Source organism: Paenibacillus sp. FW104-T2 (assembly GCF_058789975.1).
Window position 1 is genome coordinate 1 of the sequence record NZ_JBYTCE010000016.1, and the last position, 15,016, is coordinate 15,016.

The 15,016-nt window shown below is 48.4% G+C and carries 14 protein-coding genes; 12 read left to right on the top strand and 2 right to left on the bottom strand.

Annotated features, from left to right (window positions below):
- Positions 1-215: 215 nt before the first annotated feature.
- Complete coding sequence (locus AC3WQ3_RS19355) at positions 216-1,421, top strand: cytochrome P450 (protein ID WP_492473207.1); 1,206 nt, start codon at positions 216-218, stop codon at positions 1,419-1,421.
- Positions 1,422-1,509: 88 nt separating this feature from the next.
- Here AC3WQ3_RS19355 and AC3WQ3_RS19360 read toward each other — a convergent pair whose 3' ends face one another.
- Complete coding sequence (locus AC3WQ3_RS19360; protein ID WP_336780212.1) at positions 1,510-2,772, bottom strand: MFS transporter; 1,263 nt, start codon at positions 2,770-2,772, stop codon at positions 1,510-1,512.
- Positions 2,773-2,915: 143 nt separating this feature from the next.
- Between AC3WQ3_RS19360 and hemE the strand changes: the two genes are divergently transcribed.
- The 6 genes from hemE (at position 2,916) to AC3WQ3_RS19390 (ending at position 9,398) form a co-directional block, all read left to right on the top strand.
- Positions 2,916-3,980: a uroporphyrinogen decarboxylase gene (hemE, locus tag AC3WQ3_RS19365; protein WP_154896007.1), complete on the top strand. Its 1,065-nt coding sequence runs from the start codon at positions 2,916-2,918 to the stop codon at positions 3,978-3,980.
- Positions 3,973-4,923: a ferrochelatase gene (gene hemH, locus AC3WQ3_RS19370; protein ID WP_154896008.1), complete on the top strand. Its 951-nt coding sequence runs from the start codon at positions 3,973-3,975 to the stop codon at positions 4,921-4,923. The genes hemE and hemH overlap by 8 nt, the downstream gene beginning before the upstream one ends.
- Positions 4,923-6,347: a protoporphyrinogen oxidase gene (hemY, locus tag AC3WQ3_RS19375; protein WP_492473208.1), complete on the top strand. Its 1,425-nt coding sequence runs from the start codon at positions 4,923-4,925 to the stop codon at positions 6,345-6,347. The genes hemH and hemY overlap by 1 nt, the downstream gene beginning before the upstream one ends.
- A gap of 164 nt (positions 6,348-6,511) precedes the next feature.
- Positions 6,512-7,936 (top strand): CapA family protein, encoded by a 1,425-nt coding sequence (locus tag AC3WQ3_RS19380; RefSeq protein ID WP_492473209.1) that lies wholly within the window; start codon positions 6,512-6,514, stop codon positions 7,934-7,936.
- A gap of 34 nt (positions 7,937-7,970) precedes the next feature.
- Entirely contained in the window at positions 7,971-8,714 is a 744-nt protein-coding gene (locus AC3WQ3_RS19385; protein WP_336779485.1) for a glycerophosphodiester phosphodiesterase, read from the top strand.
- A 51-nt stretch (positions 8,715-8,765) separates the two neighbouring features.
- Complete coding sequence (locus AC3WQ3_RS19390; protein ID WP_492473211.1) at positions 8,766-9,398, top strand: fumarylacetoacetate hydrolase family protein; 633 nt, start codon at positions 8,766-8,768, stop codon at positions 9,396-9,398.
- Between the two features lie 110 nt (positions 9,399-9,508).
- Here the strand turns inward: AC3WQ3_RS19390 and AC3WQ3_RS19395 are convergent, their stop codons facing one another.
- Complete coding sequence (locus AC3WQ3_RS19395) at positions 9,509-9,916, bottom strand: hypothetical protein (RefSeq protein ID WP_492473212.1); 408 nt, start codon at positions 9,914-9,916, stop codon at positions 9,509-9,511.
- Between the two features lie 355 nt (positions 9,917-10,271).
- Here AC3WQ3_RS19395 and AC3WQ3_RS19400 point away from each other — a divergent pair, with 355 nt between their 5' ends.
- From AC3WQ3_RS19400 to AC3WQ3_RS19420, 5 genes are read left to right on the top strand one after another with little or no spacing between them, the layout of a single operon-like run.
- Positions 10,272-10,829, top strand: a complete 558-nt coding sequence (locus AC3WQ3_RS19400; RefSeq protein WP_336779488.1) for a MarR family winged helix-turn-helix transcriptional regulator — start codon at positions 10,272-10,274, stop codon at positions 10,827-10,829.
- 51 nt (positions 10,830-10,880) lie between these two features.
- A complete protein-coding gene (locus AC3WQ3_RS19405; RefSeq protein ID WP_492473213.1) occupies positions 10,881-12,329 on the top strand; it encodes an aryl-sulfate sulfotransferase in 1,449 nt (482 codons plus the stop codon).
- Positions 12,330-12,359: 30 nt separating this feature from the next.
- On the top strand, positions 12,360-13,397 hold the full coding sequence (locus AC3WQ3_RS19410) for an ABC transporter substrate-binding protein (protein WP_492473271.1): 1,038 nt from the start codon (positions 12,360-12,362) through the stop codon (positions 13,395-13,397).
- Positions 13,398-13,422: 25 nt separating this feature from the next.
- Complete coding sequence (locus AC3WQ3_RS19415; protein ID WP_153977843.1) at positions 13,423-14,199, top strand: ABC transporter ATP-binding protein; 777 nt, start codon at positions 13,423-13,425, stop codon at positions 14,197-14,199.
- Positions 14,200-14,216: 17 nt separating this feature from the next.
- A complete protein-coding gene (locus AC3WQ3_RS19420) occupies positions 14,217-14,990 on the top strand; it encodes an ABC transporter permease (protein ID WP_095288032.1) in 774 nt (257 codons plus the stop codon).
- The last annotated feature ends 26 nt before the right edge of the window (positions 14,991-15,016 follow it).

Below are 15,016 nucleotides of genomic sequence, written 5' to 3' on the forward strand. Positions count from 1 at the left end.
GAGGGGTAAAGCTAATCAGAGGTTTTCATGTTAATTAAAATGACATATAAGACTTTTATCCTGATTGAAAATGAGGTTCGTAGGATATAAATGGCATCCCCTAGGAGAAGAGGCTCAATTATTGCCAAATATTTGTATGACCTTACAGTAAAGTCTATAATATATGGTGTTTCTTATATGTAAATAAATATATATTAGTGATTGGAGGAATGACGATGAACCGAGCACCCAGAAAGTATGCCAATTATATTCCGATCCGGGAACTGGAAGCAGTAGAGCAGCAGCTATCTCCCTTCCAGGTGTACGCCGAACTTCGTGAGAATACTCCAGTCCGATACGATGAGCACCGTGAATGCTGGGATATCTTTCGTTATGAAGATGTGCAGTACGTCCTGAAAAATCCCAAGTTGTTTTCTTCCGCACGTGATCGTGCAAACACCAGTATGCTTACAACGGATCCACCCAAACACAAGCAGTTAAGGGACTTGGTTAATCAGGCATTCACACCGAGGGCCATAGAAGCGCTTGCTCCGCGCATTCAGGAGATTGCCGATGAATTAATCACTCCCCGGTTGTCCCAAGGTCAAATGAATCTGGTCGATGATCTGGCGACTCCGCTGCCTGTTATCGTCATTGCGGAACTCCTGGGAGTCCCTGCAAAAGACCGGCAGAAGTTTAAAGTATGGTCGGACGCCTTGGTTAAGGGGGCACGCGATGACAGTGATGAAGCTTTCCAGGAGCTTATGGAAGAGAAAAAACGAAATCAACAGGAGCTGGCCATTTATTTTACAGCCATTATGGAGGAACGTAGGCAGGAGCCGCAGGATGATTTAATCTCTTTGCTGCTGGCAGCAGAGATTGAAGGAAAAAAGCTGAGCGAGGAGGAACTGGTTGGTTTTTGCATTTTGCTGCTTGCAGCAGGTAATGAAACGACGACCAATCTGATTACCAATGCGGTTCGCATTCTTACAGAACAACCCGAGCTGCAGCAGCGGCTGCGTGAACATCCAGAGCACGTTGCATCAGCTGTTGAAGAGACGCTCCGTTACTACCCGCCGATTGTTGCAATTGGACGCGTAGCCAAAGAAACGGTTGAATTGAACGGGCAGATCATTCAGGAGGGGACTCAGGTTATTTCGTGGGTAGGTTCAGCCAATCGGGATAGCGAAGTCTTTGGCGATGCAGAACAATTTGTCGAGGATCGCAAACCAAACCGGCACATGGGATTTGGATTTGGCATTCACTTTTGCCTGGGTGCCCCGCTAGCCCGTCTGGAGGCGAGGGTTGTACTCCACACCATGCTGCAGCAGATGCAGAATATCAGGCTTGTTCCGGGAACGACACTGCAGCCGATCCAGAGTGCTTTCGTATTTGGTGTGAAGGAGTACCCTATCCAATTTGAAAGCCTTAAGCAGTCTTAACAAAGTGATAACGAAAAAGCCGCATTCTTTGTCCCTAGGGCAATGAATGCGGCTTTTGTGATGCGTTCCAAGTGAAGGGATGTCCTGCTCAGGATTCCCTGACGAGAGTAGGCTTTTTGTATAGTTTGAATCGGACCCATACCATATTGATTAACAGCAGCCCACCGGAGACAATGAACAATCCCTCAATGCCGATGAATCCTGCCATAAAACCGCCGATCACAGCCCCAAGCATGTTCCCCAGGGCGAGCGTGCTTGTATTAAAACTGAATGCACGACTGATCATGCCATCTGGGGTGTAGGCCCGAATCAAGGCATTGACGCTAGGCAGCAAACCACCCATGAATACACCCATGGCGAAACGTACCAAAATGAGCTGCCATACCGATTGTACGAAGGCTTGTGGTATTAGCAGCAGTCCCGTACCTATAAGAGAGAAGGTCAGTACCTTATGTGCGCCAATACGATCACTGAGCTTGCCGAGAATTGGAGACATGGCCATGTTGGATAGTCCGGTGACAGCGCCGACAAGTCCGGCCCAGAATGCCACGTTTACATCCGATGCATGCAGCTTCTGCACATACAGCGGCAAGAGTGACATGGGACTAATCATCGCAAACTGCAGCAGGAACGTTACAGCAAACAATGCTGGAAGCTGTGGGGACTTGTTCAATTCCTTTAGCCCGGACAATACGGATTGTTCCGGTAGTTTGGCTGCTTCCTTGCGGTCGAATTTTTCCCGAACAAGGAACATGGCCAGCAATGATGCAGCGAAGATCAGGCCGCCTGTAATGTAGAATATGGGCCGGAAGCCAACGGCATCCGCAAGCAAACCGCCGATCAGCGGACCGAGAATCGTTCCGGCTACCTGTCCCGACTGACTGATACCCATGGCGAAACCCATGCGATCCTTGGGCGTTGTTCCCGAGATCAGGGAAACGGCTGCGGGATTGAAACCGGAGATTGTACCGTTGAGCAAGCGCAATAAGAGGAGCTGCCACGGATTTTGGGCAAATCCCATGAGCGCGATCACAATCGCCATCCCGAATCCGGAGCGAAGCAGCATAATTTTACGTCCATACTTATCGGACAGTTTGCCCCACAAGGGCTGGAACAAAAATGAAGTGAGGAAATTGGCAGCAAATATAAATCCCGCCCATATGCCAATCTCGTGCTCACCGACGACGCCTAAATCCTTGGCAAGGTATAGGGATAAAAAAGGCGTAATCATGGTCATGCCCGAATTGACCAGAAACTGTCCAAACCAAAGCACGATGAGGTTTACTTTCCAAGTTTTCAAAGTGCTTTCACTTCCTTTCTGTAATTCGTGGAAAAAACACCATTCTTTCATTATACCATAATTGGCATATGGATGAGGCGATGTAAGGAATGTCATAGTATTGTCATCGGAACAGATCGGCACGTGGTTGTTACAGCTCTTCAAAAAGGGCATAATGAGAGTTATGAGTCCAAAAACTATTGGAGGCTTCTTACATGAGCTATAATGATCGTTTGATTCGAGCCAGCTTCAAGCAACAAGTAGACCGTGTTCCTGTGTGGTACATGCGTCAGGCTGGGCGTTATGATCCTGAATATCGTAAAATTAAGGAAAAGTACTCTTTGCTCGAAATTTGCCGCAGGCCAGAGCTAGCAGCTGAAGTTACACTCATGCCGGTACGTAAACTCGGTGTGGATGCGGCTATTTTGTACTCCGATATTATGAATCCGGTTGCGTCTTTGGGCATTGATTTTGATATTGTAAAAAACATTGGTCCCGTCATTGATAACCCTATCCGTTCGGCGGCAGATGTGGATCGTCTGCGTCCGATCGATGTCGAAGGGGACCTGTCGCATATTCTGGAAACCATTCGGATTCTGGACAAGGAATTGGACGTTCCCCTCATCACATTTGCCGGCGCGCCGTTTACCATTGCCAGTTATCTGATCGAGGGTCGTCCTTCCAAGGGCTATATTCGGACCAAAACCATGATGTACAGCGAGCCTGAAGTATGGCACAAGCTCATGCAAAAACTAGGTGATATGGTAATTACATATGTCCGTGCACACATTGCTAATGGAGGCAAGGCTTTTCAGCTATTCGACAGCTGGGTTGGAGCCCTTTCTCCAAATGATTTCAAAACGTATGTGTTGCCGACGATTACCCGTATCTTTACCGAATTATCGGATTTGAATGTACCGAAAATCTATTTCCCTGGTGTGGCCTCCGGTGAACTGCTACCGACTCTGACGGATCTGCAAGCCAATGTGATCGGTCTGGACTGGAGAGTTTCTATCACAGAAGGCCGCAAGAGACTGGGTGGCAAATTTGCCGTTCAAGGCAATCTGGATCCCTATGTGCTGACAGCACCGATGGACTTGATTAAGCAGCAGGCCAAAGTCATTATTGATGAAGGTATCAAGGAGCCAGGTTATATTTTCAATCTGGGACATGGCTTGTTCCCGGAAGCTTCTCTTGAGAAATTGAGAGAACTTACGACATATATTCATGAATATTCTGCAGAAGTTTTGAAGACGGGGGTGACGGTTAGCAATGACTAATACCGTAGGTGTACTGGTGATGTCTTATGGCACACCTGAAAATATGGAAAGTATTGAAGCGTATTACACACATATTCGAAGAGGACGGCCGCCTGAGCCGGAACAACTGAAGGAACTGACGGACCGGTATGAGGCTATCGTTGGGGGCGTTTTCCCGCTGCGTGAAAATACGGATAATCAGGTTAAGGCCCTGCAGGAGACACTGAGCCAAGATGAGCGTACGAACGGAGTGGAGTTCCGTTGTTATCAAGGGCTGAAGCATGCTCATCCATTTATTGAAGATGGTGTGGAACAGATGGCGAAGGACGGAATTCAGACAGCTGTCGGTGTTGTACTTGCTCCTCACTATTCCACAATGAGTGTGGGCAGCTACATCAAGCGTGCTCGTGAGAAAGCAGAGGAACTGGGAATTCAAATGACATTTGTTGAGAGCTACCACCTGCATCCTAAGCTGATCCAGGCTCTCTCTTCCCGTGTCAGTGCCAAGCTGGATGAATTTGAAGAGGCTGGGGCGAAGCGCGGTGATGTACGAGTCCTGTTCAGTGCACACAGCTTGCCTGAGCGGATCGTAAGTCTGGGGGATCCTTATCCGCAGCAATTGCTTGAAACCTCCGAAGTCATTGCATCACGTGTAGGTATTAGTAACTGGCAATTTACATGGCAAAGTGCTGGACGTACGGCTGAACCGTGGCTTGGTCCGGATATTTTGGACACACTTCAGGAACTGTCCCGCGAACAGGTTGAGGATGTGCTGGTTGCACCCATTGGATTCGTCTCTGATCATCTTGAAGTACTCTATGATCTGGATATTGAGGCCAAAGCGATTGCCAAGGAGATTGACATGCGCCTAATGCGGATCGATTCGCTCAACAGTGATCCTCTCTATATGGAGACGTTAAGTGACGTCATCATTAGCCAGTGGCAGCAAGGGTCGGATGTGTAATGGAAGACCAGAAACGTCGTGTTGTTGTCGTTGGTGGAGGCCTGACCGGCCTCAGCGCGGCATTTTATATTCGGAAACATTACCGGGAAGCGGGGATTGAACCGCAAATTACACTGATTGAGAAAAGTTCGTCCATGGGTGGAATGATTGAGACGCTGCACCGGGATGGATTTGTCATTGAAAAAGGCCCAGATTCATTCCTGGCCCGCAAAACGGCCATGATTGATCTCGCCAAGGAATTGGAAATGGATCATGAACTGGTAAGCCAAAATCCGGAATCCAAAAAAACGTATATTATGCAGCGGGGCAAGCTTCACCCCATGCCTGCTGGACTTGTGCTCGGAATACCAACAGAGTTGAAGCCGTTTCTGAGAAGTGGCCTGGTTTCTCCGGCAGGCAAGCTGCGGGCGTTGATGGATTTCTTTATTCCACCGCGCCGTACCGCGGAAGATGAATCCCTCGGTTACATGATTGAACGGCGTCTTGGTCCGGAGGTGCTTGAAAACCTGACCGAGCCTCTGCTTGCCGGTATTTATGCCGGGGATATGCGTCGTCTGAGTCTTCAGGCGACTTTCCCGCAATTCGGTGAAGTGGAACGGGATTATGGTAGTCTGATCCGCGGCATGATGACAGGTCGTAAACCTGCAGAGACACATACGGGAACGAAGAAAAGCGCGTTCTTGAATTTTCGCCAAGGACTTCAGAGTCTTGTTCACGCCTTGGTTCACGATATGCAGGATGTGGACCAACGCCTGAATACGTCTGTTCTCTCATTGGATGTTCAGCAAGGTGGTCAAACGAGGTACAGTGTGCAGCTCAATAACGGGGAGCGTATTGAAGCGGATGACGTGATTGTTACAGTCCCGACATATGTGGCATCTGAACTGCTCAAACCGCATGTGGACACCTCTGCGCTGGATGCAATTAATTACGTATCTGTAGCCAATGTGGTCCTTGCTTTTGAGAAAAAGGATATTGAACATGTATTTGATGGTTCAGGCTTCCTCGTTCCACGCAAGGAAGGGCGGAATATTACAGCCTGTACCTGGACATCGACCAAATGGCTGCACACCAGTCCGGATGACAAAGTGCTGCTGCGTTGTTACGTCGGCCGCTCCGGAGACGAGCAAAATGTAGAACTTCCCGATGATGCGCTGACAGCTCTGGTGCTCAAGGATCTGCGGGAAACGATGGGTGTAGAGGCCGTTCCGATCTTCTCGGAGATTACCCGCCTACGCAAATCCATGCCGCAGTATCCTGTAGGCCATCTTCAGCATATTGCAGCACTGCGTGAGGAACTAGGCAGTAAGATGCCGGGTGTTTACATTGCTGGTGCTGGTTATGAAGGAGTAGGTTTGCCGGACTGTATCAAACAGGCAAAAGAAATGTCGCTTCAGGCAGTTCAAAAGCTGGCTGTGCACTAATGCAGCCAATGTAAGGCTGCCTCTCCCGCGGAATGAATTCATTCTGTAAGGAGAGGCAGCTTTTTTCATGCAGGATATTTATTTTCGAGTGAATTGAATGATGGAAATCCAGGATATGCCTGATATAATGATAAAGGATTGCTGTAGAAGAAGAGGAGCTGCCTATGTATCCCCCAAGATCTAATCGAAGTAATCAAAAGAAAAAAGAAAAACGTGCACGCAGACGTATGATCTGGATGATCAATCTGTTTCTGATTGCTGCAATCGGAGGGGTAGGCATATATTACGCAGCAGAGGTGCAGAAACAGCAAGCGGAGCCGGCGACAAATGAAGCTGTAGTAAAAGAGCAACAACCTGCGGATCAGGATGATGCCAAAGGTGGCGATGAGCTGGATTCGCCTGAAGCCGAGTCAGATGCAGATCCGGATGCAGAACAAGATTCTATGGAAGTAACCAGTCCGGGGTCAGAAACTGCTGAAGATGAGAGCGTTTCATCCGGCGGTGAAACAACGGAGTCGGGCAGTAAGGAGTCTGTTAAAGGGTCCGAAGAAGGACAAACAGGGACGGGAACAGCCAAACCATCAAATCCGAAGGACAATGAAAGTTCCGGAGCCCAAACAACGGTTCCACAGCCTACAGGATCAGGGAAGAACGTAACCATTAATTTTGTTGGTGATATTCAGTTCTCTGGCAAGGTGGCCGAATTGTTGGATAAGAATGGCTACGATTACCCTTATGCCAAGCTTGGCGGTCTGTTCAAGAACGATGATCTGACCGTGGGCAACTTGGAGACTCCCGTGACGCTGGGTGGTTCAGCTGCTGAGAACAAAACATTTGTTTACAAATCTTCGCCAAAAGCATTGGCAGCGATGGCTGCTGCCGGATTTGACGCAGTAAATCTGGCTAACAATCACATTTTGGACCAGGGTGTGGAAGGACTCGTCGACACACTAACCTACCTTCAGGAGTATGGTATTGCGCATACTGGGGCCGGGATGAACAGGGACGAAGCTTATGCGCCTGCCTATCTGGAAAGGAAAGGCATCAAGATCGCACTGCTTGGCTTCAGCCGGGTTGTGCCGGAACCGACCTGGAAAGCGGAAGGGAATCGCGCCGGTGTTGCAGAAACCTATGATTCTACAGGGGCGGTAAACGCGATTCAAGAAGCTCGTCAGAAGGCGGATCTTGTGATCGTGGTAGCACATTGGGGAGAAGAGCGAGTCAGTACACCCAATGATGACCAGACCAGACTGGCACATGAGTTTGTGGATGCTGGGGCTGATCTCGTCATTGGTGGGCATCCTCATGTGCTTCAAGGAGTAGAGTATTATAAGGGCAAGTGGATCGCATATAGCACAGGCAATTTTATTTTTTCGAAATCAACGACGGAAGAAACCTGGAAAACAGCTGTTTTTCAGGCAGAATGCAGCGCGGAAGCGAAGTGCAGCATGAAAGTCATTCCATATGAGGCGGGGCTTGGTCAGGCCATTCCAATGCTAGGTGAAGCCAACAAGCTGTTATTGGAGCAAATGACCAGGCTCTCACCAGGAATTCGCTTTGACGCGGCTGGAGTGGCCTCAACAAGCTGATACAAGAATGAAAACGTCTAAGGAGTGGGGAATAATGAGTAACTTATGTGTAGCACACCGTGGATTTTCTTCCACAGCACCTGAGAATACGATGGCAGCTTTTCAGCTGGCCATGGAGCAGTCTTATGTAACTTGGATCGAACTGGACGTGCAATTGTCCCGCGACGGCGTGCCAGTAGTCATCCATGACTTTTCGTTCAACCGGACGACGAATGGAGAAGGGCTTGTACGGGAGACGAATTGGTCTGATATTCAGAAGCTGGATGCAGGGAGTTGGAAGTCCAAGGAATATGCGGGGGAACGCGTTCCGGCTCTCAGCGAAGTGTTGGACAGCTGCAAGGGCAAAGTACGTCTGAACATTGAGCTGAAAACACAAGGAGACATGTATCCGGGCTTGCCGGCAGCCGTTATTGAGGAAGTACGGAAAAGAAACATGCAAGCCGAAGTCGTTTTCACTTCCTTTGAACCTGCTGCGCTGGCTGAATCCAAAAATATCGCACCTGAGATCACTACAGGTCTCATCATTGATGCTCGTCCAGGAGATCTATTAGCGAGACTTCGTCAGCTGCAATGCGGGTTCCTATCGATCGGTTACACCAACGTGGACAAATCACTGATGCGGGAAATGAAGAACAATGGCATTCAGGTCATGGCCTGGACCGTAGATGATAAGATCATTATGAAGCGCCTCGCTGCAATTGATCCCGAGCTTATGCTGTGCACGAATCGTCCTGACGCTTGGAATCAGGCATTGCAAAAGTCGAGCAATCGGGCATAAAGATAAGGGTCCATATTCTCTAATTAATCCAATAAAGGTGGTCGTATTCCGATGCTCTCAACGATTCGTAACGTATACTGTGTAGGACGCAATTATAAACTTCATGCGGAAGAGCTGGGTAACGCGGTTCCGGACGAACCGATGATCTTCATGAAGCCTTCGCATGCGGTGGTACCCATGAATGGAGAGGCGATTGAATTACCTGCTTCCCGTGGGGAAGTTCACTATGAAGCTGAACTGGTCGTTCAAATTGGCAAGAGTTATGAACCAGGGGTTGCTGTAGAGGATTTGATCGAATCGTATGCATTTGGCATTGATTTTACGCTGCGTGATGTACAGTCGGTCATCAAGAAGAAAGGCCACCCGTGGACTGCGGCCAAAGGATTCAAAAATTCCGCACCTGTAAGTGGGTTTCAGGCCTTTTCCAGTACGGAAGCTTTGCTTGCAAAAGATTTTACGCTGACCAAAAATGGTGTGGAAGTGCAGCGAGGCAACATTCGCAACATGATTTTTGACCTTCAACACATTGTGGATTATGTAGGACATCACTATGGTCTTGGCGCAGGTGATATCATCTTCACCGGGACACCAGAGGGTGTGGGACCAACCGTAGAGGGAGATGTGCTTGAGCTCGCCTGGGATGGTCAATCCGTTGGGAAATGTACCATTGCAGCAGCGAAATAATCCTGTAAGTTCCGTATGAATTATAGTTATACAGTCATCCATTCAGGGGCGGGAAACCGCTCCTTTTTGACGTGATCATAGAAGATAAACGAACACGCATCTGTACACGTTTAGGCCAACTCGTAAGAGGTACGGGCGCTTTCTAGAACAATTTGTTCGATTTCCGCATGTTGTGCCTCATATTGCTCTTGGGTGATACTTCCACTTGCCAGACGATCATCCAGCTGCTGCCTGAGTTGTTTGACCTGCAAAGCCACGACCTGACTGAAATCTCCATCATTCTCGTCTGCAATGGTTTGGAGTGATTTGCCTGCGTACAGATCCTGGTACAAATCTTCCTCGGAGGAATGGTTCAGTGCAGTCAGCAGCTCATCCTTGTTATCATCTTTGGTATTTATACTTACGATGGACCACTCCGTCAAGGGAATCGGAGAAATGGCTGATTTGCTCCAGGCGGTTCCTGCAAAAGACATGGTTACCATCATCGTACCCACAAACATTACACGTTTTATATTCATTCCTGTCATCCTCGCTTCTCTATTTAAGTACGAAGGGAATCGTAGCTTAATCTTGTTGTTTTGATCTGAGATTAGTTTAACCGGAGAAGCTGAAGTGAAACTTAAAATGGCATAAATAAATCCTGACAGGCAAAAAAAGAATAATAACTTTTAATTCTTACTTGACAGGTTGGGTTAGTAGGTTATATGATGAACTCAATTATTTTAACACTCATTAAATGAACAGTGAAATAAATTTGAATACGGATGCGAGCTGATTGGACCACCAAAGGCTCCCGGGACTACTCCATATGGAATGTCTTCGGGAGCCTTTTTGCGTACTTGCTAACGTTTCGGCCGGATAGGAGGAAATGAGATGAATGAGAGAGATTGGGATGCGTTGGAGAAAACGGATTGGCTGTTTCGCAAGATGGTCAGACGATTCGTCAAGGAGCGGGATCGCATAACGGTGGAAGGCATTAGCCTGCCGGGTATGCTCATCCTGCACAAAATCATTCGTGAAGGAGAACAGCGGCTTGGCGACCTGGCCGATCAATTGGATTTCACTTCCGGTGCCATTACTGCACTGACTGACAAGCTGGAGAAAAAGGGATTAACGATCCGCAGACGCAAGGAAGACGATCGCCGTACCGTCCTGCTCGATATAACCGCCAAAGGTAGGGAAATGTATGCCCGCAATAGCAATATCGGTGCCCGATGTATCACGCTTCTGTTTGAGGGATTTACCACTGCGGAACTGGAACAGCAAAGCCAATTGTATGAGCGGGTGATCGCGAATCTGGAAGGATTCTCAGATACACTGCTGGAGCTTGCCGAGAGCAACACGAGAGATGAGACAGATCCGTCTGTGGGCAACGACCTTGAACAGAAGCGAAAGGGGAATTCCGGAAAGAACAACTATCTCAGTTATTAATGCTTGAACTGTAGTGAATGAATCTAACAATCCAAGGGAGAGATGAGAACGATGGGACACTCAACAATTTATCCAACGGGAGCAACGCTGTATAATCCGGAAAAGGCTTGGGGTGGTTACACCGTGTACCAGGCAGGTGAAGAAGGCGTTGTATTAATTGATATGAACGGGAAGGAAGTTCACCTCTGGAAAGGACTGCTCGGATTTCCGGCCAAAATTTTCCCCGGAGGTTATGTGCTGGGAAGCACGGGCAGAAGAGATCCAAAGTTCGGTATTCAGGATAATGTGGACCTGGTTCAGGTGGACTGGGATGGCAACATCGTGTGGAAATACAATAGCTACGAACATATTGAAGATCCGGGATACGAACCATTGTGGTACGCCCGCCAGCACCATGATTATCAGCGTGAGGGCAATCCGGTAGGGTATTATGCTCCTGGTCTTGCTCCGAAAACACAGGGTGGCAAGACACTGATTCTGGCGCACAAAAACGTAAGCAATCCGCAAATCTCGGATAAACCTTTACTTGATGATGCCATTATTGAAGTGGATTGGGAAGGCAATGTGTTGTGGGAATGGCTTCCGAACGAGCATTTTGAAGAAATGGGCTTTGACGAGGCTGCACGCAATGTATTGTACCGTGACCCGAATACACGTTCATTTGGTCACCTTGGTGGGGGTGTAGGTGATTGGCTTCATATTAACTCGGCTTCCTATGTTGGTCCTAACCGGTTCTATGAAGCGGGAGACGAGCGCTTTAACCCGGATAACATCATATGGGATGCCAGAGAAGCCAACATTATTGCCATTACGGACAGACAGAGCGGCAAAATTGTTTGGAAACTCGGCCCGGATTATTCCTCTCCTGAAGCGAAGCATATCGGCACCATTATCGGACAGCATCATGCGCATATCATTCCTCAAGGACTGCCAGGCGAGGGCAATCTGCTGGTGTTTGATAATGGAGGATGGGCAGGTTATGGTCTTCCGAATCCGGCTTCTCCATATGGCTTGAAACACGCGGTCCGTGATCATTCCCGTGTACTTGAGATTGACCCGTTGACACTGGAGATTGTGTGGCAATATACCTCTGCTGAAGCTGGCTTTTCCGTTCCAACCGATTCTTATAAATTCTACAGCCCATATATTAGCTCAGCCCAGCGCTTGCCTAACGGTAACACGTTGATTACCGAAGGGTCCAATGGCCGATTATTTGAAGTTACAGCAGAGCATGAGCTGGTGTGGGAATATATTTCTCCATACAAGGATGGGCGTAATACCAATATGGTTTATCGTTCGTATCGAGTTCCATATCAATGGGTTCCTCAACTGGAGAAGCCGGAAGAGGTGGCGATCGAATCCATTGATGTATCGGTCTACAGAGTGCCGGGAGCAGCAGCCAAAGGCTCTGACTCGGTAGTCAGTGTAGAGACAACACTGCCGTTTGTTGAAGGAGCAGCTTGCGTAGCAACATCGGATGAAGGAAAACAAGGCAGTTAACGGTAGCCGAGGATAAATTGATTGAACGGGGTGCATGTTGTGAAAAAAACAGCCATTTTAAAGGGAGCATTCTTATTGCTCCTCTCCATAACTTTTATCATCTCCGGATGTTCTTCATACGGAACGGTGTCCGAAGCGAAAGGCGGCTCCGCAGGTAGTGGCACCAAGGTAAAGATCCGCATAGCGGATACGAGCACAAACCCGACGTTCAGGGTAGCCATTGCCAAAGGGTTCTTTGAAAGCCAAGGCATTGATGCAGAGAGCATCACGTTTGGTTCTCCGGCAGAAGGCGTGAATGCACTGTTTATCAAACAGGTCGACATTGCCTACGGTGCTGACTTCCCGGTGTTGAACGCTCTGGCCAAAGGGGATTATTCGATCATCGCTTCTGCGGGTCAGACAACGGATGAAGCAGCTGCTGCATGGAAGCTGTATGCCAAGGAGGAGATCCAGACGGGTGCAGACTTGAAGGGCAAGAGCGTAAGCTTTATTCGCGGAACATTCATTCCTTATCTGTGGGATGAGTATTTGAAGGATCAGGGGCTTGCGCTTGGTGATGTGAAGCAGATTGGGCAAGGGGCCTTCGATGAGTCCTATATTGCATTGAAGCAAGGGGAACTGGATGCCACTTGGGTTATCGGATCTGCATTAACCGATAAGTTCGATACGCTCGAAGGCGTGCATCAGCTGACAGATATGTCCCAGACTCCGGTAAGGCTTGGTATGGGATTGGTTGCAAGCAATGAGTTCATTGAAGCGAATCCGGAAACGGTAAAGGGATTTCTTCTGGCGCTGGATCAAGCTGCAACATATGCCCAAGCTCATCCTGATGAGGTAGCGGATCTAATGTACAAGGAGACAAAACAACCCAAGGAAGCAACCTTGAAGGATCTTCCCATCAATCCTTGGGTCGTTGGCTTTACTCAGGAAGCTTATGATAGTTTGGCGGGACAGAAGCAATACATGGTGGATAACGGAATCATTGAGCATGATTTTGATCTCAAAGGCAAGTTAAACCTGGAACTTCTGAAACAGGCATTGCCGGATAAAGTAACATATACCGAATAATCCAAAACGTACTGGAGGTGTCCTTATGTCCTTACCCGCAGATCGTCACACGATTCATATTGAACAGCTTCGAAAAACCTACAATGCTCCAACCAATGGAGAAGTGCATTACATTATCAAGGATGTTGATCTGGTGATCAAGGGCGGCGAATTCTTCGTTCTGCTTGGTCCCAGCGGCTGCGGAAAATCAACGTTACTTAATATGATCGCGGGTTTTATCTCCAAGTCGGGCGGGCAGCTTAAAGTGAATAACAAGGAGATCGACAGACCTGGAAGGGATCGTGCGATGGTGTTCCAACAGGCCGATTCCTCACTCTTTCCGTGGCTTACCGTAAGGGAAAATGTTGAATTCGGACTTCGGATGTCCAAGGTGCCCAAATCTGAACGCCGTACGATTTCGGACCGATACATTCAGCTCGTGGGGTTGGGAGGACATGAAGGGAAGTATCCGAAGGAGCTGTCGGGAGGCATGAAGCAGCGGGTACAACTAGCGCGGGTGCTCGCCAATGACTCGGCGATTCTGCTCATGGATGAACCTTTCGGTGCGCTCGATGCCATGACTCGAAGAGTCATGCAGAAGGAGCTGGTGAATATCTGGAGGGAAACACATAAGACCGTTATTTTTGTTACTCATGACATCCAGGAGGCTCTATTGCTCGGTGAACGGATCGGAATCATGTCAGTGGGACCTTCGTCGAATATAACGGACATTTACCATAACGTTCAGTCTTATCCGAGAAATATTGCTTCGGCTGAATTCAATAGCCTGTACGATCAGATTCAAAGCCATTTTGAAGAATAACTGAGGTGATCTGGACCATGAAATGGTTGGAGAAAAAGTGGGTGTCTGTACCGATATTATGGGTTACAGTCATTCTGATATGGCAGCTTGGTGCATTGCTCTACGGGCCGGACGTGATTCCTGGTCCATGGGATACTGTGCAGGGTGCTCGCGAATTAATTGCGGATGGCACACTCATGCAGTATATCGGGATCAGCTTCACACGTGTACTGGCCGGATGGGTGCTGGGAAGTGTCATTGCTATTCCGGTAGGTCTGCTTATCGGCAAGGTTCACATCATCCGTCTGTTTGCCGAACCCTTCCTTAATTTTATTCGATTTATCCCGCCGATTGCTTTCATTACACTGTTCCTGGTCTGGTTCGGCATTGGGGAACAGTCCAAGATTGCACTGATCATGTATGCGACATTTTTCATTGTTGTCCTGAATACACTGACGGGTGTCCTGTCCATTGAAGAGGATAAGATTCGTTCAGCCCGCAGTATGGGCGCGAATGAGTGGCAGATATTGCTGCATGTGGTTGTCCCTGCTACGACCCCTTATATTTTCACAGGTATTCGATTGGCGATGGGAACTTCCTATATGGCCATTATCGGTGCAGAGATGATTGCTTCTAATGAAGGCGTAGGTTATTTGATCTGGAATTCACGGTTATTTTTCCGGACGGACTGGATTTTTGTTGGTCTCATCTCCTTGGGATTCATGGGTTTTCTCACGGATCGTTTGTTCAACTGGTTTGGTCGCCGTGTATTGTATCGGTATGGTGTCATCGGAGGGGTCAAGAGAGGCTGACACCGTGCGGAGCGGACGACTCGATG

What these genes read in the sequence shown, in the direction of transcription:
- AC3WQ3_RS19355 (WP_492473207.1), top strand. Translation starts at nt 216, where the DNA reads ATGAACCGAGCACCCAGAAAGTATGCCAATTATATTCCGATCCGGGAA.
- AC3WQ3_RS19360 (WP_336780212.1), bottom strand. Translation starts at nt 2,772, where the DNA reads ATGAAAGAATGGTGTTTTTTCCACGAATTACAGAAAGGAAGTGAAAGC.
- hemE (WP_154896007.1), top strand. Translation starts at nt 2,916, where the DNA reads ATGAGCTATAATGATCGTTTGATTCGAGCCAGCTTCAAGCAACAAGTA.
- hemH (WP_154896008.1), top strand. Translation starts at nt 3,973, where the DNA reads ATGACTAATACCGTAGGTGTACTGGTGATGTCTTATGGCACACCTGAA.
- hemY (WP_492473208.1), top strand. Translation starts at nt 4,923, where the DNA reads ATGGAAGACCAGAAACGTCGTGTTGTTGTCGTTGGTGGAGGCCTGACC.
- AC3WQ3_RS19380 (WP_492473209.1), top strand. Translation starts at nt 6,512, where the DNA reads ATGTATCCCCCAAGATCTAATCGAAGTAATCAAAAGAAAAAAGAAAAA.
- AC3WQ3_RS19385 (WP_336779485.1), top strand. Translation starts at nt 7,971, where the DNA reads ATGAGTAACTTATGTGTAGCACACCGTGGATTTTCTTCCACAGCACCT.
- AC3WQ3_RS19390 (WP_492473211.1), top strand. Translation starts at nt 8,766, where the DNA reads ATGCTCTCAACGATTCGTAACGTATACTGTGTAGGACGCAATTATAAA.
- AC3WQ3_RS19395 (WP_492473212.1), bottom strand. Translation starts at nt 9,916, where the DNA reads ATGAATATAAAACGTGTAATGTTTGTGGGTACGATGATGGTAACCATG.
- AC3WQ3_RS19400 (WP_336779488.1), top strand. Translation starts at nt 10,272, where the DNA reads ATGAATGAGAGAGATTGGGATGCGTTGGAGAAAACGGATTGGCTGTTT.
- AC3WQ3_RS19405 (WP_492473213.1), top strand. Translation starts at nt 10,881, where the DNA reads ATGGGACACTCAACAATTTATCCAACGGGAGCAACGCTGTATAATCCG.
- AC3WQ3_RS19415 (WP_153977843.1), top strand. Translation starts at nt 13,423, where the DNA reads ATGTCCTTACCCGCAGATCGTCACACGATTCATATTGAACAGCTTCGA.
- AC3WQ3_RS19420 (WP_095288032.1), top strand. Translation starts at nt 14,217, where the DNA reads ATGAAATGGTTGGAGAAAAAGTGGGTGTCTGTACCGATATTATGGGTT.